Origin of the sequence: Oceanithermus desulfurans (assembly GCF_014201675.1) — a bacterium.
Taxonomy (GTDB): Bacteria; Deinococcota; Deinococci; order Deinococcales; family Marinithermaceae; genus Oceanithermus; species Oceanithermus desulfurans.
The window spans coordinates 248,508-272,167 of the sequence record NZ_JACHEZ010000001.1 but is presented as its reverse complement, the minus strand read 5'-3'; the positions used below and the strand labels follow the sequence as shown (position 1 = coordinate 272,167).

Below are 23,660 nucleotides of genomic sequence, written 5' to 3'. Positions count from 1 at the left end.
CTACCTCCTGCCGAAGAAGCCGCGGCGCTTGCGCGGGCTCTTGGCGAGCGTTTTCATCATGCCCTTCGTCTCCTCGAAGGTCTTGATGAGCCGGTTGATCTCCTGCACGCTGGTGCCGCTGCCCTTGGCGATGCGGCGCCGACGCGAGGCGTTGAGGATCCGCGGGTTCCTGCGCTCCGCGGGGGTCATGGACTGGATGATGGCCTCCAGGTGCTTGGTGGCCTTGGGATCGAGCTGGAAATCTTGCGGTAGGGCGCGGCTGAGCCCGGGGATCATCTTCATGAGCTCGGTCATCGAGCCCATCTTCTGGATCTGCTTCATCTGGGCGAGCAGGTCGTTGAGGTCGAACTCGTGCGGGGCCTTGTCGGGCTCTTCCAGCTCGGCGGCCTGGGCGCGCTCCATCAGCGTCTGGATGTCGCCCATACCGAGGATGCGCTGCGCCAGCCGGTCGGGGTAGAAGGGCTCGAGGCCGTCGAGCTTCTCGGAGGTGCCGCCGAAGTAGATGGGCTTGTCGGTGACGTAGCGGGCGCTGAGCGCCGCGCCGCCGCGGGCGTCGCCGTCGAGCTTGGTGAGGACGAGGCCGCTCACGCCGATGCGCTCGTCGAAGGTGCGGGAGACGCCCAGGGCCTCCTGCCCCATCATGGCGTCGACGACGAGCAGCGTCTCGGTGGGCTCGAGCACCTCCTTCAGCTCCGCCAGCTCGTCCATCAAGGCCTCGTCGATCTGCAAGCGGCCCGCGGTGTCGACGATGACCAGGTCACGGTAGTCCCCGGCCAGGTGCTCGCGCAGGCGGCGCGCGGTCTCGGCCGGCTTCTCGCCGTTTTGCACCTCCAGCACCGGCACCCCCACCTGCTCGGCGAGGATGCGCAGCTGGTCGCGCGCGGCCGGCCGCTGAGTGTCGGCGGCCACCAGCAGAGGTCGGCGGCCCTTGCTCTTGTAGAGCCGGGCCAGCTTGCCGGCGGCCGTCGTCTTACCGGTGCCCTGGAGACCGACCAGGAACCAGACGTTGCCCTCGTGCTTCAGCTCGGGCTGCTTCGGCTCGGAACCCAAGAGCTCGCGCAGCTCGTCGTAGACGATGGTGTAGATCTGTTCGGCCGGGGTGAGCGACTCGTAGACCTTCTGCCCCAGCGCCTTCTCCTGGACGCGCTTGGTGAAGGCCTTGGCGACCTCGAAGTTCACGTCGGCCTCGAGCAGGCTCATGCGGATCTCGCGCATGACCTTCTTGAGGTCGGCCTCGCCGATGCGCCCGCGGCCGCGCAGGCCGTCGAGCGTTTGTTGTAGTCTGCGACTCAGGTTCTCGAACATGACCCTCCAGGCTCCAGGCCAGCGCTAAGCATAGCCCGCTTACCTTGAGCGTGTCAACCGCAATTTATCTGAGGTTTTAAGCGATGGCGTCGGCGCGGTATGCGCCCATGGGCACGCGGTTATCCAGCGACGTGCAAACGGCGGATTTCGCGCTACGTGTTAGACTGAGCTTTGGCTTTCTCGAAGCCGAATCCCCGCTGCAGGAGGCTCCATGCGGACCCAGGTGCGCGAAAACTTGTTCGACTCCCTGACCCGCGCCTTGCAAAAAGGGGACGTGGCCCTCGTGCAGGCGCTGGGCGACAAGATCCACCCGCAGGAGATCCTGGAGCACTGGGACGACCTTCCGGGCGAGCACCAGTACGTCCTGCTCACCTATCTGGACGCCGAGGCCGCCGCGCAGATCTTCAGCGAGCTGGACCCCGAGGACCAGGCGGAGTTTCTGGAAACGCTGCCGCCCTGGCGGGTGCGCCAGATCCTCGAAGAGCTCGACCCCGACGACCTGACCGACGCCCTCCAGGCGGTCGAGGAAGAAGACCCGGCCCTGGCGCGCCAGCTCAAGGAGTGGCTCGACCCCAAGACCCGGGCCGAGGTCGAAGCGCTTTCCGCCTACGACGAGGACGACGCCGGCGGTCTGATGACCCCGGAGTACGTCGCGGTCCGGGCGGGCATGACCGTGGACGAGGTCCTCCAGTTCCTCCGCCGCGCCGCGCCCGACGCCGAGACCGTCTACTACCTCTACGTCCTCGACGACGAGGGGCACCTGGTGGGCGTGCTCAGCCTGCGCGACCTGATCGTGGCCGATCCCTCGATGCGGGTGGCCGAGATCATGAACCCCGACGTCATCCACGTGACCACCGGGACCGACCAGGAGGAGGTGGCGCGGGTGATGGCCGACTACGACCTCACCGTCGTCCCCGTCACCGACGACGCGGGCCGGCTCGTGGGCATCGTGACCATCGACGACGTCATCGACGTGCTCGAGGAAGAGGCCACCGAAGACATCCACCGCCTGGGCGCGGTCGACGCACCCGAGCTGGTCTACAGCCGTTCGAGCGCCTGGGAGCTGTGGAGCGCGCGGGCGCGTTGGCTGGTGATTCTGATCGTCACCGGGATGTTCACCTCGACGATCCTGGCGGGCTTCTCGTCGGTGCTCGAGGCCACCACGGCGCTGGCCTTCTACATCCCGGTGCTCCTCGGCACCGGAGGCAACACCGGCAACCAGTCGTCTACGCTGATCGTGCGCGCCCTGGCGACCCGCGACATCGACCTGAGCGACTGGCCCCACGTCCTCTTCAAAGAGCTGGGCGTCGGCGTCCTGCTGGGCCTCACCCTTTCGGCCCTGATCGCCCTCAAGGTGGCGCTCGACGGCTTTCTCGGGGTCACCCCGGTCGTGGCGCTCGCGCTCTTCCTGCTCGTCATCGTCGCCAACCTCGCGGGCGCGCTGCTGCCCATCGCGCTGGAAAAGCTGGGGCTGGACCCCGCCCTCATCTCGAACCCGCTCATCGCGACCATCTCCGACGTCTCGGGGCTGGTCATCTACCTGAGCGTGGCGCGCGTCCTCCTGGGAACCGGATGAAGCTGACCGTCGTGATCGAATGGCCCAAGGGGAGCCACGAGCGTTGGGAGTGGAAGGGCGGCGGCTTCGTGCGCACGCTCGAAGGCCTCGCCGCCCCGGTCAACTACGGCTTTCTCCCGGGCCTCGTCAACCCCGCCGACGGCGAGGAGGTGGACGCGGTGGTGCTCGGGCCTCCGCTCCGCGCCCGTACCCGTTCGACGGCCCGGCTCACCGGCCTCGTGCGCCTTGCCGACGGCGACCACAAGCTCGTGCTCACCCCGGACGAGGGGCGGTATCCCGAGGACGAGACCGCTTTGCTGGCCTGGTTCGAACCCGAGCGCGGCGCCCGTCTGGAAAGTGCGGACGCCGCAGCGCGCTGGCTCACCGAGCTTACTCACCCAACCTGAGCAGCCGGGCGTCGCCGGGGGCGACGTTGACCGTCAGGCTGCCGCTGCGAATAGCGAACGACTCGTCGCTGGCCACGTCCGCCGCAGCGCTAGCGCCGCTCCAGGCGGCGGGCAGGGTCACGGTAACGTCCACGGCGTGGAGCACGTCGGTGTTGAGGATGAAGACGTAGCGCCCTCCCTCGGCGTCGGTGTACCCGAACCCCTCGCCGGAGCTCACCTCGGGCCGGAAGGCGTCGTTGCGGGTGATCTTTAGCAGCGTCGGGCCCATCTTTTGCACCTTGGCGTTGGCGCGCGCAGCTTCCTCAAGCAACGGAGTGGGCCGGTAGCTGGCGTCGCGCAGGCCGTGGACCCAGCTCTCCGACTGGTAGAGGAAGTAGAAGATGCCCTTCGCCCCGTGGGCCAGCGCCGCCATCACCTCGTGGCGCAGCTCGGCGGGTTCGGGCCTGCGCCAGTAGTGGGGGTGCTCCGGCGGAATGGGCTCGAAGGCCTGGACGATCACCCACTGGGGCACGCCCGGTAGCGCCTCGCGGCTCATGTCGAGGTACGCGTAGTAGGTGGGCTGGTCGGCCCCGCCTGCGAAGCTGCCGTCGTCGGGGTTGCCGCGCGGCCAGGCGTCGGAAAAGTCGCCGACGGCCTTGTCCTCGGCCAGCGGGTAGACGTCCATGAAAAGCACCCGGCTGTTCATACCCGCCTGCAAGACGGCCATGTGGTTCACGTCGGCCCAGGAAGAAAGCGCGTACGCCCCCGGGTGGACCGCCTCGATGAAGGCGCGCGCCTGGCCCAGCTGCTCGGGCTTGACCACCTGGCCGTCGGGGCCCGGCTCGCCCTCGGGTACGGGTTCGTCGAAGACGACGTAGCCCAGCACCGCCGGCGAGTTCTTGAAGTATTCGAGGTAGTCCTGGGCGGCGGCCTGGTAGAGGTCGGCGTCGCTCAGCTCGTCGCGCAGCTCGCCCAAGAGGCTCTGGACGTGCCCGAGCGGGAGGATGAGCCTCACGCCGTTCTTCTGCGCCTCGTCGAGCAGAACGCTCAGCACCTCCTCGTAGCGGTCGCCGAAGGCGATCGGGTCCACCGACATGACGGCCACGTTGAACCCCCCGGCGGCCAGGTCGCCGAACTCGCGGGCGTAGTCGGCCCGGGCCTGCTCGGGGTCGGCGCGGAAGTCGGTTTCGCTACCTTCGTCGAAGATGGGCTTTTGACCGCGGACGAAGTAGACGCCGATCGGGAAGACGTCCTCGCCGATCGTGCCCGCGTCCGGGCCGGAACCGCCGGTGCCGGCGGAGCCGCACTGGGCCAGGGCCAGGACGAGCATCAGAGCGAGTGCAGGACGCACGAGGCGCCTAAAAGTAGAAAAGGCTACAGGGTTCATCACGCTTTGAAGGTAGCACGGGGTTTGGGATAGGGCGGGAGGCTGGGGGCTATCCGGCGTAGCGGGTGCGCAAGCGGTTGGCCTCCCGGGACAAGCGGTCGAGGGCGCCCGTGTCCACGCCCGTGGTGAACCCGCGTTCGGCCAGGTAGAGCAGCACCGCCTCGGTGGGCAGGTTACCCACCAGCTCGTCGCCGGCGAAGGGGCAGCCGCCGATGCCGCCCAGCGCTCCCTCGAGCCAGCGCACCCCCGCCTCCAGCACCGCGTCCACCTTGGCCCGCACCTCGTCCGGATCGGGCCGGCTGTGCAGGTGGGCCCCCAGGCCGGCGGCGCCGTGGGCAGCGGCCACCGCCGCCAGCACCTCGTGGATGCGCTCGGGTCCGGCCACCCCGTAGGTGTCGGCGATGGCGATGCGACGCACGCCGAGCGCCCGCAGGCGGCCGACGAAGTCGACCACCATCTCCGCGCTCCAGGGGTCGCCGTAGGGGTTGCCGAAGCCCATGGAGACGTAGACCACCAGCTCCAGCCCGCCGCCGCGCGCGAGCTCGAGCATCCGCTCCACCAGCGGCCAGGAATCTTCAATGGAACGCCGGGTGTTCTTCTGCTGGAAGGTCTCGCTGATCGAGAAGGGGTAGCCCACCGAGGTCAGGTTCTCCGCCGCCAGCGCCCGCTCCATCCCCCGCTCGTTGGCGACGATGGCCAGGTAGTCGCGCCCGGCCGGCGGCGGCAGCAGCCTAAGAACCTCTTCGGAGTCGGCCATCTGCGGCACCCACTTGGGCGAGACGAAGCTGGCCAGGTCCAGGTGGTCGAAGCCCGCGTCCAGCAACCGGCGCAGGAACGCGGCCTTCTCTGCGGTCGGGATCGTTCGCCCGAAGCCCTGCCAGGCGTCCCGGGGGCACTCGACGTAGGTCACGGGCTCGGCCATAGCCGCCTCCTACACCTGGAAGACGCCCGTCTGCAAGGGTGCTTCCGAGTCGTCCAGGCTCACGGCCTCGAGCGCCCGGATCAGGCGTTCGCGGGTCTCGTGGGGGAAGATGATCTCGTCCACCCACAGCCGCGCCGCGGCGTAGCGGGGGTCGAGGGTGGCGTCGTAGCGGCTCTTGATCTCCTCGTAGAGCCGCTCCAGCTCCTCGGCGCTCGGCTCCCGGCCCTTGCGCTTGAGTTGCGCCACTTCCAGCTGCAACAGGGTGCTGGCCGCCTGGGTGCCGCCCATCACCGCGTACTTGGCGCTGGGCCAGGCGAAGAGCAGCCGCGGCGCGTAGGCCTTGCCCGCCAGCGCGTAGTTGCCCGCGCCGAACGAGCCGCCCAGGATCACCGTGATCTTGGGCACCACCGAGTTGGAGACCGCGTTCACCAGCTTGGCCCCGCGGCGGATGATCCCCGCCTCCTCCGAGGCCTTGCCCACCATGAAGCCGCTGACGTCCTGCAGGAAAAGGAGCGGAATGCGCATCTGGTTGACGTCGAGGATGAAGCGCGCCGCCTTGTCGGCCGCCTCGGCGTAGATGACCCCGCCCACCTCGATGCGGCCCTTCTTCTTGATGACGAGCCGCTGGTTGGCGACGATCCCCACCGGGAACCCGCCTATGCGGGCGAAGCCGGTGACCAGCGTCTCGCCCCACCGTGCCTTGTACTCGTGGAACTCGGAGGCGTCCACCAACCGGGCGATCACCTCGCGTACGTCGTAGGGGCTCTCCCCTTCCGGGTGCACCAGGCCGTAGAGGTCGCGGGCGTCGTAGGCCGGCTCCCGGATCTCCTTGCGGTCCTGCGCCCAGCGGGCCCGCTTCGGCGCGGCGTAAAGGCCGGCGAGGGTGCGTACCCGCTCGAGCGCCGCCTCGTCGTCGGGCTCGTAGAAGTCTACCGTGCCCGAGGTCTCGGCGTGCATCTTAGCGCCGCCCAGCTCCTCGGAGCTCACCTCCTGGCCGATGGCCGCCTTGACCAGCGCCGGCCCCGCCAGGTAGAGGCCGGAGCCCTCGGTCATCACCAGGGCGTCGGTCATCACCGGCAGGTAGGCGCCGCCGGCCACGCAGTTACCCATGATGGCGCTGATCTGGGGGATGCCCGCGGCGCTCATGCGGGCGTTGAGGTAGAAGATGCGGCCGAAGTCGTCCTGGTCGGGAAACACCTCGTCCTGCAGCGGCAGGAAGACGCCGGCCGAGTCCACCAGGTAGACGGTGGGGATCCGGTTCTCGAAGGCGATGGTCTGCGCCCGGATCACCTTCTTGGCGGTGATCGGAAAAAAGGCCCCGGCCTTGACGGTGGCGTCGTTGGCGATGATCATCCACTCGCGCCCGTGAATGCGGCCGATGCCGGTCACGGTGCCGCCGCCTGGGGCGCCGCCCCACTCCTCGTACATCCCCCAGCCGGCAAAGGTCATCAGTTCGTCGAAGGGGCTGCCCTCGTCCACCAGCCGGGCGATGCGTTCGCGCGCGGTAAGCCGGCCCTTCTCGTGCTGGCGCTGGATCGCGCGCTCCCCGCCGCCACGCTGCAGCTCGGCCAGGGTCTCGCGGTAGGCGGTGATGCGGTCCACCCAGGCGCTGGCGTTGGCGCGGAAGGTCTCGGAAGCCCTGCCTTCGTCGTCAAGCGCGGTCGGGAGCATGGCCCCAGTATATCGGTTTTGAAGCGATCAGGCGATTTTTCGTTATACGTGGGAGCCCGCGCCTGGACGCTGCTATACTCGGATCAAGGCCTGCTCGGGAGGAGTAGGCGGCCCGCGCGGCCCCAGAGAGGGCCCCCACGGCTGGAAGGGGCCCGCCGCCGCACCGCCGAACGTCGCCCGAGGCGCCGCGGGAAGAACGGCCGCAAGGCTCAGTAGACCCCGCCGGGTGCGCCCGATACAGCGCGAAAGAGAGCGGGAGATGCGGTACGTGGCCTGTGGCTTGTAGTTAGTGGTTTTACCACCTACCACGAACCACGAGCCACGAGCCGGCGGCCGCAGGCCGCCTCCCGAAGCGCGGTGGTACCGCGGGGAATCCTCCTCGTCCGCGCACGGACGCGGGGCTTTTTCATGGCCCCCCACCGGAGGTACGCATGAAGGAACTGTCCAAAGCCTACGATCCCCACCAGGTCGAGCCCCGCTGGGCCGAACGCTGGGCCGAGCGGCCCTTCGTCGCCGACCCGCACAGCGGCAAGCCCCCCTTCGTCATCGTTATGCCGCCGCCCAACGTGACCGGCGTGCTGCACATGGGCCACGCCCTCGACAACGCCCTGCAGGACGCGCTGATTCGCTACAAGCGGCTGCGCGGTTACGAGGCCGTCTGGCTTCCCGGCACCGACCACGCCGGCATCGCCACCCAGGTGGTGGTCGAACGGCTGCTCGCCAAGGAAGGCCAGAGCCGCCACGAGCTGGGGCGCGAGAAGTTCTTGGAGCGCGTCTGGCGGTGGCGCGAGGAGTCGGGCGGGCAGATTCTGGAGCAGCTCAAACGGCTGGGGGCCAGCGCCGACTGGAGCCGCCTCGCCTTCACCATGGACGAGACCCGCAGCCGCGCGGTGCGCTACGCCTTCGTCCGCTACCACCACGAGGGGCTGATCTACCGCGGCGAACGGCTGCTCAACTGGTGCCCCCGCTGCGAGACGACGCTCTCGGACCTCGAGGTCAACAACACCCCCACCCAGGGCACCCTCTACACCATCGCCTACCCGCTCGAGGGCGGCGGCGAGATCCGCATCGCCACGGTGCGCCCGGAGACGATCTTCGCCGACGTGGCCATCGCCGTCCACCCCGAAGACGAACGCTACAAGGACCTGATCGGCAAGAAGGCGCGCATCCCGCTGACCGAGATCTGGATTCCCGTCATCGCCGACGAAGCGGTGGAGCGCGAGTTCGGCACCGGGGCCCTCAAGATCACCCCGGCGCACGACCCCACCGACTACGAGATCGGGCATCGGCACGGCCTGCCCGAGCCCAGCGTGATCGACCTGGAGGGGAAGCTGGTCAGCGAACGGGTTCCCGAGCGCTTCCGCGGCCTGGACCGCTTTGAAGCGCGGAAGGCGGTGGCGCGGGCGCTCGAGGAAGAAGGCTACCTGCGCGCGACCGAGCCCTACCAGATCGCGCTGGCCACCTGCGACCGCTGCGGCACCGCGGTCGAGTACGCCCTCTTCCCGCAGTGGTGGCTCAAGATGAAACCGCTGGCGGACGAGGTGCTGCCCAAGCTGAAGGAAGGCGACATCCGGTTCTACCCGGAGCGCTGGCGCAAGGTCAACATCGACTGGTTCGAGAACATCCGCGACTGGAACATCAGCCGCCAGCTCTGGTGGGGCCACCAGATCCCCGCCTGGTACTGCCCCGAGGGGCACGTCACCGTGCCGGAGCTGGAAACCTTCGACGAGGACCCCAAGGTCTGCGCCACCTGCGGCAGCCCCGAGCTCGAGCGCGACCCCGACGTGCTCGACACCTGGTTCTCCTCGGCGCTGTGGCCGCTCTCGACGCTGGGCTGGCCCGAGGACACCGAGGACTACCGCGCCTTCTACCCCACCAGCGTGCTGGTCACCGGCTACGACATCCTCTTCCTCTGGGTCAGCCGCATGGAGGTCTCGGGCTACCACTTCGACGGCCGCCGCCCCTTCGAGGCGGTGATGCTCCACGGCCTGGTACTCGACGAGAAGGGCAAGAAGATGTCGAAGTCGAAGGGCAACGTGGTGGACCCGCTCGAGCTGGTGGAGGCCTACGGCGCCGACGCGCTGCGCTTCGCCCTGATTCACCTGGCCACCGGCGGCCAGGACATCCGCTTCGACCGCCGCTGGGTGGAGATGGGCCGCAACTTCGCCAACAAGCTTTGGAACGCCGCCCGCTTCGTCTTCATGAACCGCGAGGGCTTCGAGGCGAAGGCCGACGCGCCCACCCTGGCCGACCGCTGGATGGCAGCGCGGCTGCGTGAGGGCATCCGCAACATCACCCAGCTCTACGACGCCTACGATCTGGCGCTCGCCAGCCGCGAGGTCTATCAGCTGGTCTGGAGCGAGTTCTGCGACTGGTACATCGAGGCCGCCAAACCGGCGCTGCGCTCGGGCAACGCCGCCACGCTGCGGGGACTGGAGACGGCGCTCGAGGCCCTGCTGAAACTCCTCCACCCCTTCATGCCCTTCGTCACCAGCGAGATCTACACCGCGCTGAAGCAGGACCCCGAGGCCGAGCTGGCGCTCGCCGAGTGGCCCGCCGCCGAGGCCTTCGCGGCCGACCCCGAAGCCCTGGCCGCCTTCAAGGTGCTGCAGGACGCGGTCACGGCCACCCGCAGCCTGCGGGCCGAGCTGGGCCTGCCGCCGCAGCAGGAGCTCACCGTCCACGCCGAGGGTCCGGGAGCCGCCGTGCTGCTCGAGAACGCCGACTTCTTCCGCTTCCTCGCCCGCGCCGAAGTGCAGCAGGGCCGGCCGCAGAAGGCCGTCAGCGCCGTCACGCCCCAGGTCACCGTCTGGCTCGAGCTCGAGGGGCTGGTGGACGTCGCGGCCTGGAAGCAGAAGCAGCAGAAGAAGGCCGCCGAACTGGAGCGCCGCATCGCCGGGCTCGAGAAGAAGCTCGCCAACCCCGGGTTCACGGAACGCGCCCCGGCCGAGGTGGTCGAGCGCGAACGGCGCAACCTGGAAGAGGCCCACAACCAGCTGGAACGCATCCGCCAGGTGCTGGCGCGGTTCTAGCCCGGCCGCGACGAAGACCCCCGGCCGCGGCCGGGGGTCGCGCTAGCGGAAAAGCGTAAGCCGGGTGTCTTCGTCGTCGAACCGCGGCGCCTCCATGATGCCCAGGATCCGCTGCACGTTGACGGTCACGAACTCGAAGGCCTGCCGCACCTCGAGCTCGCGCGCCGGGGTGTCGCCGGCCAGGGCGTAGAGCCGCACGTCGAAGAGCGTCTGAAAGGACTTGGCGCTCGCCAGGAAGTCGGAGAGCCGCACGCCCGCCGGGGTGACGAGGACGCCCACGAGCACGCAGCAGCCGAAGAGCAGCGCCATCCGCTGCTTCTTCACCGGCACGCCCGGGAGCTCCACCCGGTCGGGGCGGCCGCCCACGACCCAGAGGATCTCGCGCTTCTGCACCGCCAGGAAGTCGGCCGCGGCCCGCATCTCCTCGGCCCGCGGCGGGTGGTCGTAGCCCGGAGCGTAGACGAGCACGCCCGTCAGCGGAACGAGCGGGCGCTTGTCCTTGTTCAGGAAGGTGGCCGTGCCCCCGCCCTTGGGCAGGTGCATGGATCCGTAGATGCGGAACTCGGCGGTGTGGACCCGAACCTCGAAGGGCTCGGTGGATCGGGCGTACAAGGCATCACCCCTGGGGAACAGTGTACCGGGTCAAACCGGGAAGATGACCCCCTTCTTGAGGATGATGCAGGCGTAGAGCCGGGTCTCGCTGGTGGCCACGATGGCGTAGGCCTCGCGGGCGCGTTCGTAGTAGGCGAAGCGGTCGATCGCCTCCACCCGGGCGTCCTCGCCGGAACCGGCGAGCACGGCGTCGAACGCCTTCCAGATCTCGGGCTTTTCCGCCTCGCCGTTGTCCATGTACCAGACGTTGGCGTCGCTGAAGGTGTCGAGGGGCATCAGCTCGAGGACGGCCTCCACCAGCTCGGGCGTACCCAGGCCGTCGGCGCGGATCACCGGCGGACCGGAGGAGTGGGCCGGGTAGTTGCCGTCCACGATGGCGATCTCGTCGCCGTGGCCCATCTCGGCCAGCACCGCGAGCAGCTCGGGCGAAAGCAGCGGAGAAACCCCTTTGAGCATGGACATTTCGCTCCTCCTTAGACCTCGCTGGGGCGGTTCTTGAGGCTGTCGATCATCACCGCCAGGAAGATGACCGCACCCTTGAGGAAGCTCTGCCAGAAGGGCGGCACGTTGAGCAGGTTCATGCCGTTGTTGATCACGCCGATCAGCAGCACGCCGATGATCGTGCCCACGATCGTGCCCTTGCCGCCCATCAGCGATGCGCCGCCGATGATGACCGCGGCGATCGCGTCGAGTTCGTAGCCCATGGCGGCGGTGGGCATGGCCGCGCCCAGGCGGCCGGTAAGCACCAGACCGGCGATGGCGCAGGAGACCCCGGAGACGATGTAGACGAAGTAGAGCACCCCGTGGGTGCGGATCCCCGAAAGCGCGGCGGCCTGGATGTTGGAGCCGACGGCGTAGATGTTGCGGCCCAGCACGGTGCTGCGCAGCACCACCTCGGCCACCAGCGCGTAGAGCAGGAAGATGATAACGGCGACCGAGATCGGGCCGATCTGGCCGGCGCCGAAGAACTCGAAGGCGGGCGGGAAGTCGAAGATCGTCTTGCCGTCGGAAAAAACCATGGTCAGGCCGCGCGCCATGACCATCGTCGCCAGGGTGACGATGAAGGGGGCCATGCCGATCTTGGTGATCGAAAAGCCGTGGAAGACCCCGACCGCGACCCCGAAGGCCAGGTTGATGAGGATCACCGCCCACACGGGCACGCCGCCGTGCAGCATCAGCGCCATGAGCACGCCCGAAAGCGCCACCACCGAGCCCACCGAGAGGTCGATGCCGGCGGTGAGGATGACGAAGGTCATGCCGATGGCGATGATGCCCTGGATGGACGACTGCAGCAGGATGTTGAGCAGGTTGAACTTGGTCAGGAAGACGGGCGAGGTAAAGGCGAAGAACGCCCCCACGGCCAGGAGGCCCAGGAAGACGATGAACTCGCTGCTGGATAGAAGGGATTTGTTCAACTTCATGGCGCAGCCTCCCCCGGCGAAGCGGTTTGCAGGCAGTAGCGGAGCACGTTCTCTTCGGTGATCGCCTTCCCCGTCAGCTCGGCGGTGATGCGCCCGCCGGCCATGGTGTAGACGCGGTCGGCGCAGCCGATCACCTCCGGCAGCTCGGAACTCACGAAGACCACGGCCTTGCCCTGGTCGGCCAGCTCGGCGATCAGCTTGTAGATCTCGAGCTTCGCCCCCACGTCGATGCCGCGCGTGGGTTCGTCGAGCAGCACCACTTCGGGGTCGTTGATCAGTGCCTTGGCCAGGCAGACCTTCTGCTGGTTGCCGCCCGAGAGGTGGTAGACGTCCACGTCGATCGAGGGCGCCTTGACGCCCAGCTTGCGGCTGTAGGCCTCCGCGGCCCGGCGCTCCTCGGCCACCTGGGCGAAGCCCATGCGCACGAAGCGGCCGATCTGCAAGGCCAGGTAGGTCTCGTTCTTCCAGATGGGCTGGCCGAAGAAGAGGTTCTCCCCCTTGCGGTCCTCCGACGAGTAGATCACCCCGGCGCGGGCGGCCTCCTGAGGGTGGCGGAAGCGCACCGGCCGGCCGCGCAGGCGCACCTCGCCCGCGCGCAGCGGCCGCGCCCCGACGATCGCCTTGAGCAGCTCGGTGCGGCCCGAACCGAGCAGACCGTAGATGCCCACCACCTCGGAACGCCGCACGTAAAAGTCGACGCCGTCGAGGACCGCTTCGCTGAGGCCGCGCGCCTCGAGCGCCACCTCACCGGGGCGGTGGTCCCCCTTGTAGTAGATGTCCTGGAGGTCGCGGCCCACCATACGGGCGACGATCGCCTCCTCGGTCGTCTCGGCCGTGGGCATCTCGACGACGGTGCGGCCGTCGCGCAGCACGTGCACCCGGTCGGTGATCTCGAAGATCTCGTCGAGGTGGTGCGAGACGTAGACGATGCCGATGCCCTGCTCCTGGAGCCGGCGGATCACCCCGAAGAGGTTTTCGATCTCGGGCCCGGTGAGCGAGGAGGTGGGTTCGTCGAGGAGCAGCACCCGGGCGTCGTAGGAGAGGGCCTTGGCGATCTCCACCGACTGCTTCACGCCGATGGGCAGGCCGGACACGACGGCGCGCGGATCGATCTCCCCCATGCCGCTCGCCTCGAGGATGCGGGCGGCGTCGCGGTAGAGCCGTCCCCAGTCGACGAAGCCGCGCCGCCGCGGCAGTCGGTTGATGAAGATGTTCTCGGCGACGCTCAGGTGAGGGATCAGGTTGAGCTCCTGATAGACGATCGAGATGCCGGCGTCAAGGGCGTCCTTGGGGGTGCGGAACTGCACCTCCTCCCCGCGGTAGCGGATGCGGCCGCGGGTGGGCGGGAAGACGCCGCCGATCAGCTTCATCAGGGTGGACTTGCCGGCGCCGTTCTCGCCCACCAGCCCCAGGACCTCGCCCGGGTAAAGGGTGAGCGAAACGTCGTCGAGGGCGACGACGCCGGGAAAGACCTTGGTCAGGTTGAGGGTTTCCAGTACGGGGGTAGGTTTCATCGTGGGGTGCGGAGCCTCTGGAAACGGAGGTGGGCGGACCGGGGCGGGCGCGGCGCCCGCCCCGGTCCGCTGCGGATTACTCGGCCCAGTTCTGGCGCTTGTCGACGTTGTCCTTGGTCACCGGGGTGAAGGGGGTGTAGAAGTGCTTGGGCACCTCTTCGCCCTTCAGGTACTTGACCGCGAACTCGACGGCCTTCTCGCCCATGAGCACCGGCTCCTGCGAGATGGTGCAGTCGATGTAGCCCTGGCGGATCAGGTCGAGCGCCTGCTTGATGCCGTCGATGCCGACGATGTAGATGTGACCGGGATCGCCCACCTTCTTGAGGCGGCCCATCGCCTTGAGCGCGCGTGCCGCACCCACGGTGTTGTCGTCGTTGTGGCCGTAGATGGCGTCCACGTCGGGGTGGGCGAGCACCAGGTTGGTGGTCACGTTGAAGGCCTTCTCCTGGTTGAAGTCGGCGGGCTGGGAGGCGACCAGCTTGAGGCCCGGGTACTTCTTGAGCTGCTCGTGGAAGCCCTTGCCGCGGTCGCGGGCGGCGGTGGTGCCGACCAGACCCACCAGCTCGATGACGTTGCCCTTCACCTCGCCGTACTTGGCCTTCATGGCCTCGGCGATCAGGTCGGCGGCCAGCCGGCCCATGGCGACGTTGTCGGTCTCCAGGAACGAGGTCACCTCCACCCCGGTCACGCCGCGGTCGAGGGCGAAGACGGGGATGCCGGCGTCGAGGGCCTTCTTAACCGCCGGGGCGATGGCCTCGGCGTCGCGCGGGTTGATGATGATCGCGTCCACGCCTTTGGTGATCAGGTCCTCCACGTCGGCGACCTGCTTGGCCGAGTCGCCGTTGGCGTTGACGGTGATCAGCTCGACCCCGAACTTCTTCGCGCCGTTCTCGACCCCCTTGGTCATGCCGACGAAGAAGGCGTTGTTCAGGGTGCTGATCGAGTACCCGATCACCACCTTGTCGCCCTGGGCGAAGGCGCCGAGGGCGAGAGCGAAAAGGGCGGCTAATACGGCTCTCATGTATTTTTTCATTTCCTACCTCCTTATAGTTTTTTTACCACATGATTGGGCCATCCGAAGTGTAGCGCAGCGCGAAAAAGAAGTCAATAAACCTTTACCTGTGGTGATAATTATTCGTGGGAGGGGTGGGCCCGGACCGCCCACCAGTCCTCCAGCGCCCGGCCCAGGCAGCGTGGATCGCCGCGCCGGAAGGCGGTGCGCAGCCGCTCGAGCGCGGCCCGCGCCAGCCGCCAGCGACGGTAGGCCGGGGAGACCTCGAGCCAGCGGTGGGGTTCGTGGCCCCGGATCTCCGCGAGCAGGGGCGCGAGCGCCGCGTCGGCGGCCGCGCCGCCGCGAACGGCCTCGAGCAGCTCCCTACGACTCGCGGGAACGAGCAGCCTTGCAAGCGCCCGCTCGCTGACCGCCAGCCGCGCCCCCGGGCGCGCCACCGGCTCGGGGGGCACCGCGAACCAGACGTCGGCGGCCTCGGGAGCGACCAGCCGGTAGCCCTGGGCCTCCAGGTAGGCGCGCCCCTCCCCCGCGCCCCAGACGCCCCAGCCCTCACGCCGGGCCCGCTCCAGGGCGGCGCGCGCCTCGAGCGCCTCGACGGCGAAGTCCCCGTCCTCGCAGGCGAAACCCGCGGGCGCGCGATAGGCCACGGCACGCAGCTCCAGGTTGCGCACGCCGCGCCAGGCGTTCTCGACGAGCTGGGCCGCCACCTCCAGCTCGCGCCCCTCCTTGACCCCGTTGCCCTCGTCCTTCCACTTGATCACCCGCACGCCGCCGAGGCTGAAGGAGATGTGCCGCCCCTCCGAGAGCGGGCGTACCCGGGTGACGGGGCCGCTGAAGTAGAAGACGGGTTCGGGGTTGCCCTCGCCGAAGGGCTCGAGCAGCAACAGGCTCTTGTAGACCTCGTCCATCACGTCGTCAGCGAGCGGCCCGTCCAGCCGCACCGCGGGAACCGGCGCGGGGTGGCGCCGGACGTAGGCGTGGATCTGCGCCGCGAAGTCGGGGATGCGCTCGGGGTCGATCGAGAAGCCGGCCGCCCCCGCGTGCCCGCCGTAGCCCTTCAGGTGCTCGGCCGCAGCCGCGAGCGCCCCCACGGCGCTGATGCCGGGGGTGCTGCGCACCGAGCCCTTGCCCCGGGCGACGATGAAGACCGGCTTGTAGAACCGTTCGAGCACCCGGCTGGCGACGATGCCCATCACCCCGGGATGGCCTTCGGGGTCGTGGATCACGATCGCGGGGTCGTCGGGGTTCACGGTGGGCAGCACCCGCTCGAGCATCTCCTCCTCCACCTGCTGCCGCTCGCGGTTGAGGGCGTCGAGCCGGTCCGCGAGCTCCGCGGCTTCCAGCGGATCGTCGGTGGTGAGCGCCCGGAAGGCCGTCTCCGCCTCGCCCAGCCGCCCCGCGGCGTTGATGCGCGGGGCGATGCGGAAGGCCACCTCGACGGCGTCGAAGTTCGTGCAGTGGCGCTGCGCCAGCGTGCGCAGGCCCACGTGGCGGCTCTGCCGCAGCCGCCTGAGCCCCTCCTTGACCAAGGCGCGGTTCACGCCCAAAAGCGGCACCACGTCGGCCACGGTGCCGATCGCGGCCAGGTCGGCGTAGTCGAGCGGCGGCGGCTTGCCCAGCGCCGCGCGCACCGCCCAGAGGACGAAGAAGGCCACCCCCGCGCCCGTGGGCCAGGGCCGGCCCTCGAGCGCGGGGCTGTAGGCGGGGTGGACGATCAGACCCTCGGGCGGCTCGTCGGGGACCGCGTGGTGGTCGGTGACGATCACGGAGACGCCGCCCTCGGTGAGCGCGGCCAGCTCCGCGGCGTTGCTGACGCCGCAGTCGACGGTGACGAGCAGGTCGGCGGCGGCCCGGTGCTCGGGCACCCGCGCCATGTTGAGGCCGTAGCCGTCGTGGAGGCGGTGGGGAATGAAGGCGTGCACGTCGGCGCCCATCTCCCCCAGCCCCAGCGTCAGGATCGCCGCGGCGGTCACGCCGTCGGCGTCGTAGTCGCCGTGGATGCGGATCCGCTCGCCGCGCTCGACGGCCTCCACGATGCGCCCCGCCGCCTCGCTGAGGCCCGGGAGCGGCGGGGGCTCGAGCGGCGGGTCCAGGTCTTCGGGGTCGCGGAAGCCCCGGTCGAGCAACACCGCCGCCACCTCCGGCGGCACCGCGAGGCGCGCCATCAGGCGCGCCACCTCGCCCACCGCGGGCCAGGGCCTCAGGGTCCAGCGTTCGGGGCCGCTCACGCGCCGGCTTCGTCGGGGTCGGGCACGGGCCGGTCGGGGATGCGCGGCACCTCCTCCACCTGGCGGGGCCGCAGCTCGGCCAGTTCCGCTTCCATGCGGGCGCGCTCGCGTTTCCAGGCGCGCCGCTCGCGCGCGAGCGTCCAGGCGTAGCCCGGCAGGTAAACCCATCCGGAGAGGAAGCCGAGGCCGAAGACGAACCCCAGCGCCCACAAGAGCGGCACCGTTCCCAGCCCGGGGACGGCCACCCGGGCCGCGGGCTGGACCGCCTGCACCACCACGACGGCGATCAGGGCCAGCAGCGCCAGCAGGAACGAAAGCCAGTGTACGAGTCGCATACCCCCTCCTTGCTGCCCTGAGTATACGGCAGCAAGACGCCGCCCCCGCGGGGGCGGCGTCTTGTGCGGGCGCTCAGGTGCGCGCCTTCTTGCGCGGGGCCGGCTGGCGCATCTTCCACCAGGTGACCAGCGAACCCACCACGTAGATCGAGGAGAACGTCCCCACCAGGATGCCGATGAGCAACGCGATCGAGAAGTCGCGCAGCACCGGGCCGCCGATGAAGAGCAGGGCGAAGAGCGGCAGCATGGTGGTGAACGAGGTCATCACCGTACGCGAGAGCGTCTGGTTGATGGACAGGTCGACCAGCTCGTTGTAGGGGACGCCGCGGACCACCTTCTGGTTCTCGCGGATGCGGTCGGAGACGATGATGGAGTCGTTGATCGAGTAACCGATGATGGTCAGCAGCGCCGCCACGATGGGGATGGTGAACTCGAGCCCCAAGAGGCTGAAGGCGCCCGCGGTGATGGCCACATCGTGCCCCACGGCGATCACCGAGGCCACGCCGAAGATCCAGTCGAAGCGGAAGGCCATGTAGATCAGGATCAGCCCCAAGCCCACGAGCACCGCCAAAACGGTGTTGCGCCGCAGCTCGGCGCCGACGGCGGGGCCGACCACCTCCGACTGCAGCACCTCGGCGTTCAGCTTCTCCTCGAAGGCCTTGCGCAGCGCGATCACCCCGTCGTTGGAGAGCAGCCCCACGCGCACCGAGAACTCCTTGTAGTCGGCGAGCGGGCTCTCCACCTCGGTGATGATCGCCTCCTTGGCGCTGACGCCCTGGATCTGCACCTCGTCGAGGAAGCTGCGGATGCGGTCGACGCTCACCTCGGGACCGGTGCGCACCAGGTAGGCGGTCCCGCCGGTGAAGTCGATGCCGAAGTTGAAGCCGTTGAAGAAGACGACCACGCCCATCAGCACCGCGAAGGCGAGGGTCGCGGGGGTGAAGATGCGCGCCTCCTTGAGGAAGGGGATCTTGGTGCCCCAGATCCAGTAGGGCGGGATGACCTCGCGGGCCGCGGCGATCTTCTCGAGCATCCAGCGGCTGAAGACCAGGTTCGAGAAGACCGCGACCACGATGCCGATGGCCAGCATCACCGCGAAGCCGCGCACCGGGCCGGTGGAGTACTGGTAGAGGGCCGCGGCGGCCAGCAGCGTCGAGATGTTGGCGTCGAGAATCGTCACCGTCGAGTGCACGAAGCCGTCGGGGATGGCCTGGCGCAGCTTCTTACCCAGCTTGAGCTCTTCCTTGATCCGCTCGAAGGAGAGGACGTTGCCGTCCACGGCCGCACCCAGGGTGAGGATGAAACCGGCGATGCCGGGAAGGGTGAGCACCGCGCCGAGGCCCGAGAGCACCCCCATGATGAGCAGGGCGATGTAGAGCAGGCCGATGGCGGCCACGCTGCCGAACCAGAAGCCGTAGTAGAGGAAGAGGAGGACGAAGATCAGCAGCGCGCCCACGATGGAGGCGACGATGCCGGCGCGGATCGCGTCCTTACCCAGGGTGGGTCCGATCGCGCGCACCTCCTCCACGTGCAACGGCACCGGCAACGAGCCGGAGCGCAGCACCAGGGCGATCTGGGTGGCCTCGTCGAGGTCGTTGATGCCGGTGATGACCGCGCGGCCGTCGGTGATCGCGGTCTGAATGTTGGGAGCCGAGTAGATGGTGCCGTCGAGGACGATGGCCAGCCGGCGGCCGATGTTGTTGCGGGTCAGGTCGGCGAACTTCTTCGCGCCCTCGGGGGTGAACTCGAGCGCCACCTCGGGCCGGTTGAAGCGGTCGAACTGCACCCGGGCGTCCACCAGGTCGGAGCCCTTGAGCTCCACCGGGCCCAGGTCGTCGAGGGTCAGTTCGGATGTCGCCTTGCCCTGGGCCTCCTGCTTGACGATGCGGAACTCGAGCACCGCCTGCTGCCCGATCAGCTTGAGCGCCTTGTCCTGCTCTTCGGGCGAAAGGCCGGGCAGCTCGACGACGATGCGGTTGGGCTGGGCGATCTGGATCAGCGGCTCGGCCACGCCCAGGCCGTTGATGCGGTTCTCGATGACCAGCCGCGCCTTCTCCAGGTCGTCGGGGTCGGGGTTGGGGTTGTCGGTCTGCAAGACGACGCGCAGACCGCCCTTCAGGTCAAGGCCCAGGTTGATCATGGGCTCGTTCGGCGCCCAGGGCTTCCACATCGCGGCGATCGCCGCGACGAAAAGGACGAACAACAGAATGGCCGTGGTGTCGATCTTCTTCATAGGTACTCCCGCAGAATCTCAGGGTCGGACGGACTTGGGGTCGAGGGGCCTTTCCGCAAACCGCCGCGGCTAGCCGCCCTCGAGCTGCAGACGCATCCACTGCAGGAAGCGGCGGCGGACCGGCCGCAGCGGCGCGGCCGGGTAGAGCCGCTCGGAGGTTGGGCGCCGCCAAGACCGCTCCCGCTGCGGCCCCAGGGCGGGCAGCGCCTGGGCCGCGAGCAGCGGCCCGGCGCCGGCAGCGTCCAGGTAGGCCCGATCCGAACCCAGCCCCGGCCCCGACCCCGGCCCGGGGGCCGCCGGAGAATGCGGCGCCAGCCCCCAGGAAAGGCCGAGGACGAAGAGGGTGGCTAGGGCGAGGCGGCGCATGACTCTTCGCAGTCTACTGGGCTTCGCTGACCTCGACCTGGCGGACGGCCTCGAGCACGTCGCCCTCCTGGAAGTCGTCGAAGCCGGCCAGGCGGATGCCGCACTCGTAACCGGCGGCCACCTCGCGCACGTCGTCCTTGAAGCGCTTGAGGCTGTCGATGCGGCCGCTCCAGATCTCCTCGCCGCCCCGGAGCACGCGGATCTCGGCGTTGCGCACGATCTTGCCGTCGGTCACCATGCAGCCGGCCACCTTGCCGCCCTTGGGCAGCTTGAAGACGGCGCGCACCTCGGCGTGACCCACGACCTCCTCCTTCATCTCGGGTTCGGTCTGGGCGCGCACCATCTCGCGCACCTCGTCGATCAGGTCGTAGATGATGCGGAAGCTCTTGAGGAGCACCCCTTTCTGCTCGGCCTTCTTCTTGACCGAGCCCGGGGGGTTGACCCCGAACGAGAGGATCGCGGCGTTCTCGGTGGTGCTGGCCAGCAGGATGTCGCCCTCGGTGGGGGCTCCGACGGCCTCGAGCAGCACGTTGATCTTGACGTCCTCGGTCTCCTCCTTGGCGAGGATGCCCTTGATGGCCTCGAGCGAACCCTGGGTGTCGGCGCGCAGGATCAGGTTGATCTCGGCCTTCTGGCCCTCCTGCATCTGCCGCAGCAGGTCGGCCATGCTCTTCACCTTGCGGCGCTCGGCCTCCTCCTGCTCGCGCGCCTTGCGCTCTTCCCGGCGCTCCTCGGCGATGTGCTTGGCGGCCACCTCGTCGGGCACCCACTCCACGGTGGTGCCCGCCTCGGGCAGGTCGCGGAAGCCCAGCACCTGCACCGCGGTGCCCGGGGTCGCCTCCTTCACCTGCTTGCCGTCGGGGTCGACCATGGCGCGGATCTTGCCCCAGACGTCCCCTGCGACCAGGTAGTCGCCGACGCGGAAGGTGCCCTCGTGCACCAGCAGGGTCACCAGCACCCCGGCCTGCTTGTCGCGCTTGGACTCGAGGATCACGCCGCGCGGCTCAGCCTCGGGGTCGGCGCGCAGGTCCTCCATCTCGGCGACCAGCAGGATCATGTCGAGCAGCTCGTCCACGTTCTCGCCGGTCTTGGCGCTGATCGGCACCACGATGGCGTCGCCGCCGTAGGCCTCGGGAACGAACCCCTCCTTCATCAGGTCCTGCATCACCTTGTCCACGTCGGCGCGTGGCAGGTCGATCTTGTTGATCGCGAAGATCATGGGGACCCCGGCGGCCTTGGCGTGCGCAATCGCTTCCTTGGTCTGGGGCATGATGCCGTCGTCGGCGGCGATCACGATCACCGCGATGTCGGCCACCCGCGCCCCGCGCTCGCGGATCGTGGTGAAGGCCTCGTGGCCCGGGGTGTCGATGAAGACGATCCGGCCCTGGGGCGTCTCGACGGTGAAGGCCCCCACGTGCTGGGTGATGCCGCCGGCCTCGCGCTCGGCGATGCGGCTATGGCGCAGGTAGTCGAGCAGGGTCGTCTTGCCGTGGTCGACGTGCCCCATGATGGTGACCACCGGCGGCCGCTTGGGCAGGGCGGCCCGCGCCGCTTCGGCTTTCTTCTTTTCTTCTAGGCCCTTCTGCTCGGCGACGATCTCCTTGACCGCCGCCGCGGTCTCCTCGTCGAGGGTGGAGGCGTGGGACTTATACTCCACCCCCATCGTGTCCAGGAGCTCCATGAGCTCCTTGTTCTCCATGCCCAGCTCTTTGGCCAGTTGGTAAATGCGAACCTTCGCCATCTTCTCCTCCCAAATGGGCGGCGAGCGCTTCGGCCAGGGCGTGCGCCCCGGCTCCGGCCCAGCGCCTCAGTTTCTTTTCTTCCCGGCAGGTGGGATCGTCGGGGCAGACGTAGGCCCCGCGGCCCGGCGCCTTGCCGGTCGGGTCGACCCGCCAGCCCGCGGGCGTGCGCACCACGCGCAGCAGCTCGCGCTTCGGCCGCCGGCGGCGGCACGAGGCGCACATGCGCACGGGAACGTGGCCCTTACGCTTCACCTTCGGACTCGGCCTCCCCTTCCTCGGCCTCGGCGGTGTCGGCGAAGAGGCTGTCGAAGCGCGCCTTGGCGCCGGCGTCGACGGCTACCTCCTCGGTCTTCTCGGAGGCGCGCAGCAGCGCCTCGTCGAGGTCGGAGACCTCCTCGGCCTCCTTGAAGTCGATCTCGAAGCCGGTCAGCTTGGAGGCCAGACGCACGTTCTGGCCGCCGCGGCCGATGGCGACCGAGTGCTGGTCCTTGCCGACGGAGACGACGGCGCGCCCGGCCTCGGTGTCGAGGTCGATGTTGCCCACGGTGGCCGGCGAGAGGGCGTTGCGGATGAACTCGCGCGGGTTCGGGCTCCAGGGGATGACGTCGATCTTCTCGCGGCCCAGCTCGGCGCTCACCGCCTGGATGCGCTGGCCCTTGTGGCCGATGCAGGCGCCGATCGGGTCGACGTTGGGGTTGTGGCTGACCACGGCCACCTTGCTGCGGCTGCCGGGCTCGCGGGCCACGACCTTGATCTCCACCGTGCCCTCGGCGATCTCGGGCACCTCCTGGCGCATCAGGTACTTGAGCAGCTCCTCATGGGCGCGCGAGACGATGAGGCTGGGGCCCTTGGAGCTGCGGCGCACCTCCTTGAGGTAGACCTTGACGCGCTGCCCAGGGTGGTAGCGCTCGCCGGGGATCTGTTCCCGCGGCGGCATCAGCGCCTCACCGCGGCCCAGGTCGACGTAGACGTTGCCGCGGTTGTCGACGCGGGTCACCTGGCCGGTGATGATCTCGCCCTCGCGGTCCTTGTACTCCTCGTAGACGCGGTTGCGCTCGGCCTCCTTGAGGCGCTGGGTGAGGATCTGCTTGGCCGCCTGTACCGCGATGCGGCTGAACTCGTCGGGGTCGACGGGGAACTCCATCTCCTCGCCCACCTGGACCTCGGGGTCGTACTTCTTGGCCTCCTCGAGCGGAATGTCGCGGTCGGGGTTCTCGACCTCCTCGACGACGCGACGGATCTCCAGCACCTCGATCTCGCCGGTCGAGGGCTCGAGGTGCACCTCGACCAGGGGCCCGAGGCCTTCCTCGACCTCCTTGGGCTTGAACCCCTTGTGGCGCAGGTAGGCCTTGGCCAGGGCCTCTTCGAAGGCCTCGATCAGCTCGTCGGTGCTGACGCCGCGCTCGAGCGCGACGTGCTGCAGGGCTTCTACGAATTCTCTGTTCATCGTTCCAAAATCCTCCTGTACTCAGCGTGGCTCGCTGGGCCACTCGGCCAGCGTGGCCTTGAAACCGCCCAGCGGCAGGGTGCGGCGCTCGCCGCCGGCAAGCTCGAAGGTGACGGCGTCCCCGCCGACCTCCACGACGCGGCCGGTGAAGCCGCCCTCCTCGGTGCGCACCTTGACCTTGAGGCCCGCAAAGCGCTCGAAGTGGCGCCGGGTGAGGAGCGGGCGGTCCGGGCCCGGCGACTCCACCTCGAGGCGGTAGCTGCCGCGGATGGGGTCCGCGCGGTCGAGCTCGAGCCCGATGACCCGGTTGGCCCGCTGCAGGTCGGCGACGGTGATCGGGGCCTCGTCCAGGCGCTCGAGCCGAACCGTGAGCACCTGCGTCTTCCCCACTCCGTGCAGGCGGACCTCCAGCGGCTCGTACCCGAGCGGCCGCACCACGTTTTCGACCAGTTCCCAAAGATCCATGTGCTGCTCCGTCGTGCGCCCCCTTTT

The 23,660-nt window shown here is 69.1% G+C and carries 20 protein-coding genes; 3 read left to right on the top strand and 17 right to left on the bottom strand.

The genetic code is table 11. The features are described from left to right. Positions 1-1,305 (bottom strand): signal recognition particle protein, encoded by a 1,305-nt coding sequence (gene ffh, locus HNQ05_RS01485; RefSeq protein WP_147145355.1) that lies wholly within the window; start codon positions 1,303-1,305, stop codon positions 1-3. Between the two features lie 223 nt (positions 1,306-1,528). Here ffh and mgtE point away from each other — a divergent pair, with 223 nt between their 5' ends. Further along, positions 1,529-2,881, top strand: coding sequence for a magnesium transporter (gene mgtE, locus HNQ05_RS01480; RefSeq protein WP_371862318.1), 1,353 nt, complete (start codon positions 1,529-1,531; stop codon positions 2,879-2,881). After that, entirely contained in the window at positions 2,878-3,267 is a 390-nt protein-coding gene (locus HNQ05_RS01475; protein ID WP_147145352.1) for an inorganic diphosphatase, read from the top strand. Before mgtE ends, HNQ05_RS01475 begins: the two co-directional genes overlap by 4 nt. Here the strand turns inward: HNQ05_RS01475 and HNQ05_RS01470 are convergent. The 3 genes from HNQ05_RS01470 to HNQ05_RS01460 all read right to left on the bottom strand — a co-directional run bounded on the left by HNQ05_RS01470 (position 3,251) and on the right by HNQ05_RS01460 (position 7,226). Beyond that, on the bottom strand, positions 3,251-4,576 hold the full coding sequence (locus tag HNQ05_RS01470) for a hypothetical protein (RefSeq protein WP_147145350.1): 1,326 nt from the start codon (positions 4,574-4,576) through the stop codon (positions 3,251-3,253). The genes HNQ05_RS01475 and HNQ05_RS01470 overlap by 17 nt on opposite strands. A gap of 106 nt (positions 4,577-4,682) precedes the next feature. Beyond that, the gene (locus HNQ05_RS01465) at positions 4,683-5,555 is read right to left on the bottom strand and encodes a hydroxymethylglutaryl-CoA lyase (RefSeq protein WP_147145348.1); all 873 of its coding nucleotides are present in this window, start codon (positions 5,553-5,555) and stop codon (positions 4,683-4,685) included. 9 nt (positions 5,556-5,564) lie between these two features. Beyond that, positions 5,565-7,226: an acyl-CoA carboxylase subunit beta gene (locus HNQ05_RS01460; protein ID WP_147145346.1), complete on the bottom strand. Its 1,662-nt coding sequence runs from the start codon at positions 7,224-7,226 to the stop codon at positions 5,565-5,567. Positions 7,227-7,657: 431 nt separating this feature from the next. Here HNQ05_RS01460 and HNQ05_RS01455 point away from each other — a divergent pair, with 431 nt between their 5' ends. Continuing rightward, positions 7,658-10,258, top strand: coding sequence for a valine--tRNA ligase (locus HNQ05_RS01455; RefSeq protein ID WP_147145344.1), 2,601 nt, complete (start codon positions 7,658-7,660; stop codon positions 10,256-10,258). 42 nt (positions 10,259-10,300) lie between these two features. Here the strand turns inward: HNQ05_RS01455 and HNQ05_RS01450 are convergent, their stop codons facing one another. The 13 genes from HNQ05_RS01450 to rimP all read right to left on the bottom strand — a co-directional run bounded on the left by HNQ05_RS01450 (position 10,301) and on the right by rimP (position 23,633). After that, complete coding sequence (locus tag HNQ05_RS01450) at positions 10,301-10,870, bottom strand: DUF6812 domain-containing protein (protein ID WP_147145342.1); 570 nt, start codon at positions 10,868-10,870, stop codon at positions 10,301-10,303. Positions 10,871-10,900: 30 nt separating this feature from the next. Next, on the bottom strand, positions 10,901-11,332 hold the full coding sequence (locus HNQ05_RS01445; RefSeq protein ID WP_221266614.1) for an RbsD/FucU family protein: 432 nt from the start codon (positions 11,330-11,332) through the stop codon (positions 10,901-10,903). 11 nt (positions 11,333-11,343) lie between these two features. After that, entirely contained in the window at positions 11,344-12,291 is a 948-nt protein-coding gene (locus HNQ05_RS01440) for an ABC transporter permease (protein ID WP_147145339.1), read from the bottom strand. Beyond that, the gene (locus HNQ05_RS01435; protein ID WP_147145337.1) at positions 12,288-13,805 is read right to left on the bottom strand and encodes a sugar ABC transporter ATP-binding protein; all 1,518 of its coding nucleotides are present in this window, start codon (positions 13,803-13,805) and stop codon (positions 12,288-12,290) included. Before HNQ05_RS01435 ends, HNQ05_RS01440 begins: the two co-directional genes overlap by 4 nt. Before the next feature lie 76 nt (positions 13,806-13,881). Next, a complete protein-coding gene (locus tag HNQ05_RS01430) occupies positions 13,882-14,826 on the bottom strand; it encodes a sugar ABC transporter substrate-binding protein (protein WP_246104072.1) in 945 nt (314 codons plus the stop codon). 110 nt (positions 14,827-14,936) lie between these two features. Continuing rightward, entirely contained in the window at positions 14,937-17,045 is a 2,109-nt protein-coding gene (locus tag HNQ05_RS01425) for a single-stranded-DNA-specific exonuclease RecJ (protein WP_147145333.1), read from the bottom strand. Then, positions 17,042-17,380 (bottom strand): LapA family protein, encoded by a 339-nt coding sequence (locus HNQ05_RS01420; RefSeq protein ID WP_147145331.1) that lies wholly within the window; start codon positions 17,378-17,380, stop codon positions 17,042-17,044. Before HNQ05_RS01420 ends, HNQ05_RS01425 begins: the two co-directional genes overlap by 4 nt. A gap of 73 nt (positions 17,381-17,453) precedes the next feature. Then, the gene (gene secD / locus HNQ05_RS01415; protein WP_147145329.1) at positions 17,454-19,613 is read right to left on the bottom strand and encodes a protein translocase subunit SecD; all 2,160 of its coding nucleotides are present in this window, start codon (positions 19,611-19,613) and stop codon (positions 17,454-17,456) included. A gap of 69 nt (positions 19,614-19,682) precedes the next feature. Further along, positions 19,683-19,979 carry a hypothetical protein gene (locus HNQ05_RS01410; protein WP_147145327.1) on the bottom strand — a complete coding sequence of 99 codons (297 nt, stop codon included), beginning with the start codon at positions 19,977-19,979 and terminating at the stop codon, positions 19,683-19,685. Between the two features lie 13 nt (positions 19,980-19,992). Continuing rightward, positions 19,993-21,720 (bottom strand): translation initiation factor IF-2, encoded by a 1,728-nt coding sequence (gene infB / locus HNQ05_RS01405; RefSeq protein WP_147145325.1) that lies wholly within the window; start codon positions 21,718-21,720, stop codon positions 19,993-19,995. Beyond that, on the bottom strand, positions 21,626-21,943 hold the full coding sequence (locus HNQ05_RS01400; RefSeq protein WP_147145434.1) for a YlxR family protein: 318 nt from the start codon (positions 21,941-21,943) through the stop codon (positions 21,626-21,628). The genes infB and HNQ05_RS01400 overlap by 95 nt, the downstream gene beginning before the upstream one ends. A 19-nt stretch (positions 21,944-21,962) precedes the next feature. Further along, a complete protein-coding gene (nusA, locus tag HNQ05_RS01395) occupies positions 21,963-23,168 on the bottom strand; it encodes a transcription termination factor NusA (protein ID WP_147145323.1) in 1,206 nt (401 codons plus the stop codon). Positions 23,169-23,189: 21 nt separating this feature from the next. Then, positions 23,190-23,633 (bottom strand): ribosome maturation factor RimP, encoded by a 444-nt coding sequence (rimP, locus tag HNQ05_RS01390; RefSeq protein WP_147145321.1) that lies wholly within the window; start codon positions 23,631-23,633, stop codon positions 23,190-23,192. Positions 23,634-23,660 lie beyond the last annotated feature (27 nt).

Bases quoted from the DNA above. Each gene is read 5' to 3' on its own strand.
- ffh (WP_147145355.1), bottom strand. From the start codon at position 1,305: ATGTTCGAGAACCTGAGTCGCAGACTACAACAAACGCTCGACGGCCTG.
- HNQ05_RS01475 (WP_147145352.1), top strand. From the start codon at position 2,878: ATGAAGCTGACCGTCGTGATCGAATGGCCCAAGGGGAGCCACGAGCGT.
- HNQ05_RS01470 (WP_147145350.1), bottom strand. From the start codon at position 4,576: ATGCTCGTCCTGGCCCTGGCCCAGTGCGGCTCCGCCGGCACCGGCGGT.
- HNQ05_RS01465 (WP_147145348.1), bottom strand. From the start codon at position 5,555: ATGGCCGAGCCCGTGACCTACGTCGAGTGCCCCCGGGACGCCTGGCAG.
- HNQ05_RS01460 (WP_147145346.1), bottom strand. From the start codon at position 7,226: ATGCTCCCGACCGCGCTTGACGACGAAGGCAGGGCTTCCGAGACCTTC.
- HNQ05_RS01455 (WP_147145344.1), top strand. From the start codon at position 7,658: ATGAAGGAACTGTCCAAAGCCTACGATCCCCACCAGGTCGAGCCCCGC.
- HNQ05_RS01445 (WP_221266614.1), bottom strand. From the start codon at position 11,332: ATGTCCATGCTCAAAGGGGTTTCTCCGCTGCTTTCGCCCGAGCTGCTC.
- HNQ05_RS01440 (WP_147145339.1), bottom strand. From the start codon at position 12,291: ATGAAGTTGAACAAATCCCTTCTATCCAGCAGCGAGTTCATCGTCTTC.
- HNQ05_RS01435 (WP_147145337.1), bottom strand. From the start codon at position 13,805: ATGAAACCTACCCCCGTACTGGAAACCCTCAACCTGACCAAGGTCTTT.
- HNQ05_RS01430 (WP_246104072.1), bottom strand. From the start codon at position 14,826: ATGAGAGCCGTATTAGCCGCCCTTTTCGCTCTCGCCCTCGGCGCCTTC.
- HNQ05_RS01420 (WP_147145331.1), bottom strand. From the start codon at position 17,380: ATGCGACTCGTACACTGGCTTTCGTTCCTGCTGGCGCTGCTGGCCCTG.
- secD (WP_147145329.1), bottom strand. From the start codon at position 19,613: ATGAAGAAGATCGACACCACGGCCATTCTGTTGTTCGTCCTTTTCGTC.
- HNQ05_RS01410 (WP_147145327.1), bottom strand. From the start codon at position 19,979: ATGCGCCGCCTCGCCCTAGCCACCCTCTTCGTCCTCGGCCTTTCCTGG.
- infB (WP_147145325.1), bottom strand. From the start codon at position 21,720: ATGGCGAAGGTTCGCATTTACCAACTGGCCAAAGAGCTGGGCATGGAG.
- HNQ05_RS01400 (WP_147145434.1), bottom strand. From the start codon at position 21,943: ATGTGCGCCTCGTGCCGCCGCCGGCGGCCGAAGCGCGAGCTGCTGCGC.
- nusA (WP_147145323.1), bottom strand. From the start codon at position 23,168: ATGAACAGAGAATTCGTAGAAGCCCTGCAGCACGTCGCGCTCGAGCGC.
- rimP (WP_147145321.1), bottom strand. From the start codon at position 23,633: ATGGATCTTTGGGAACTGGTCGAAAACGTGGTGCGGCCGCTCGGGTAC.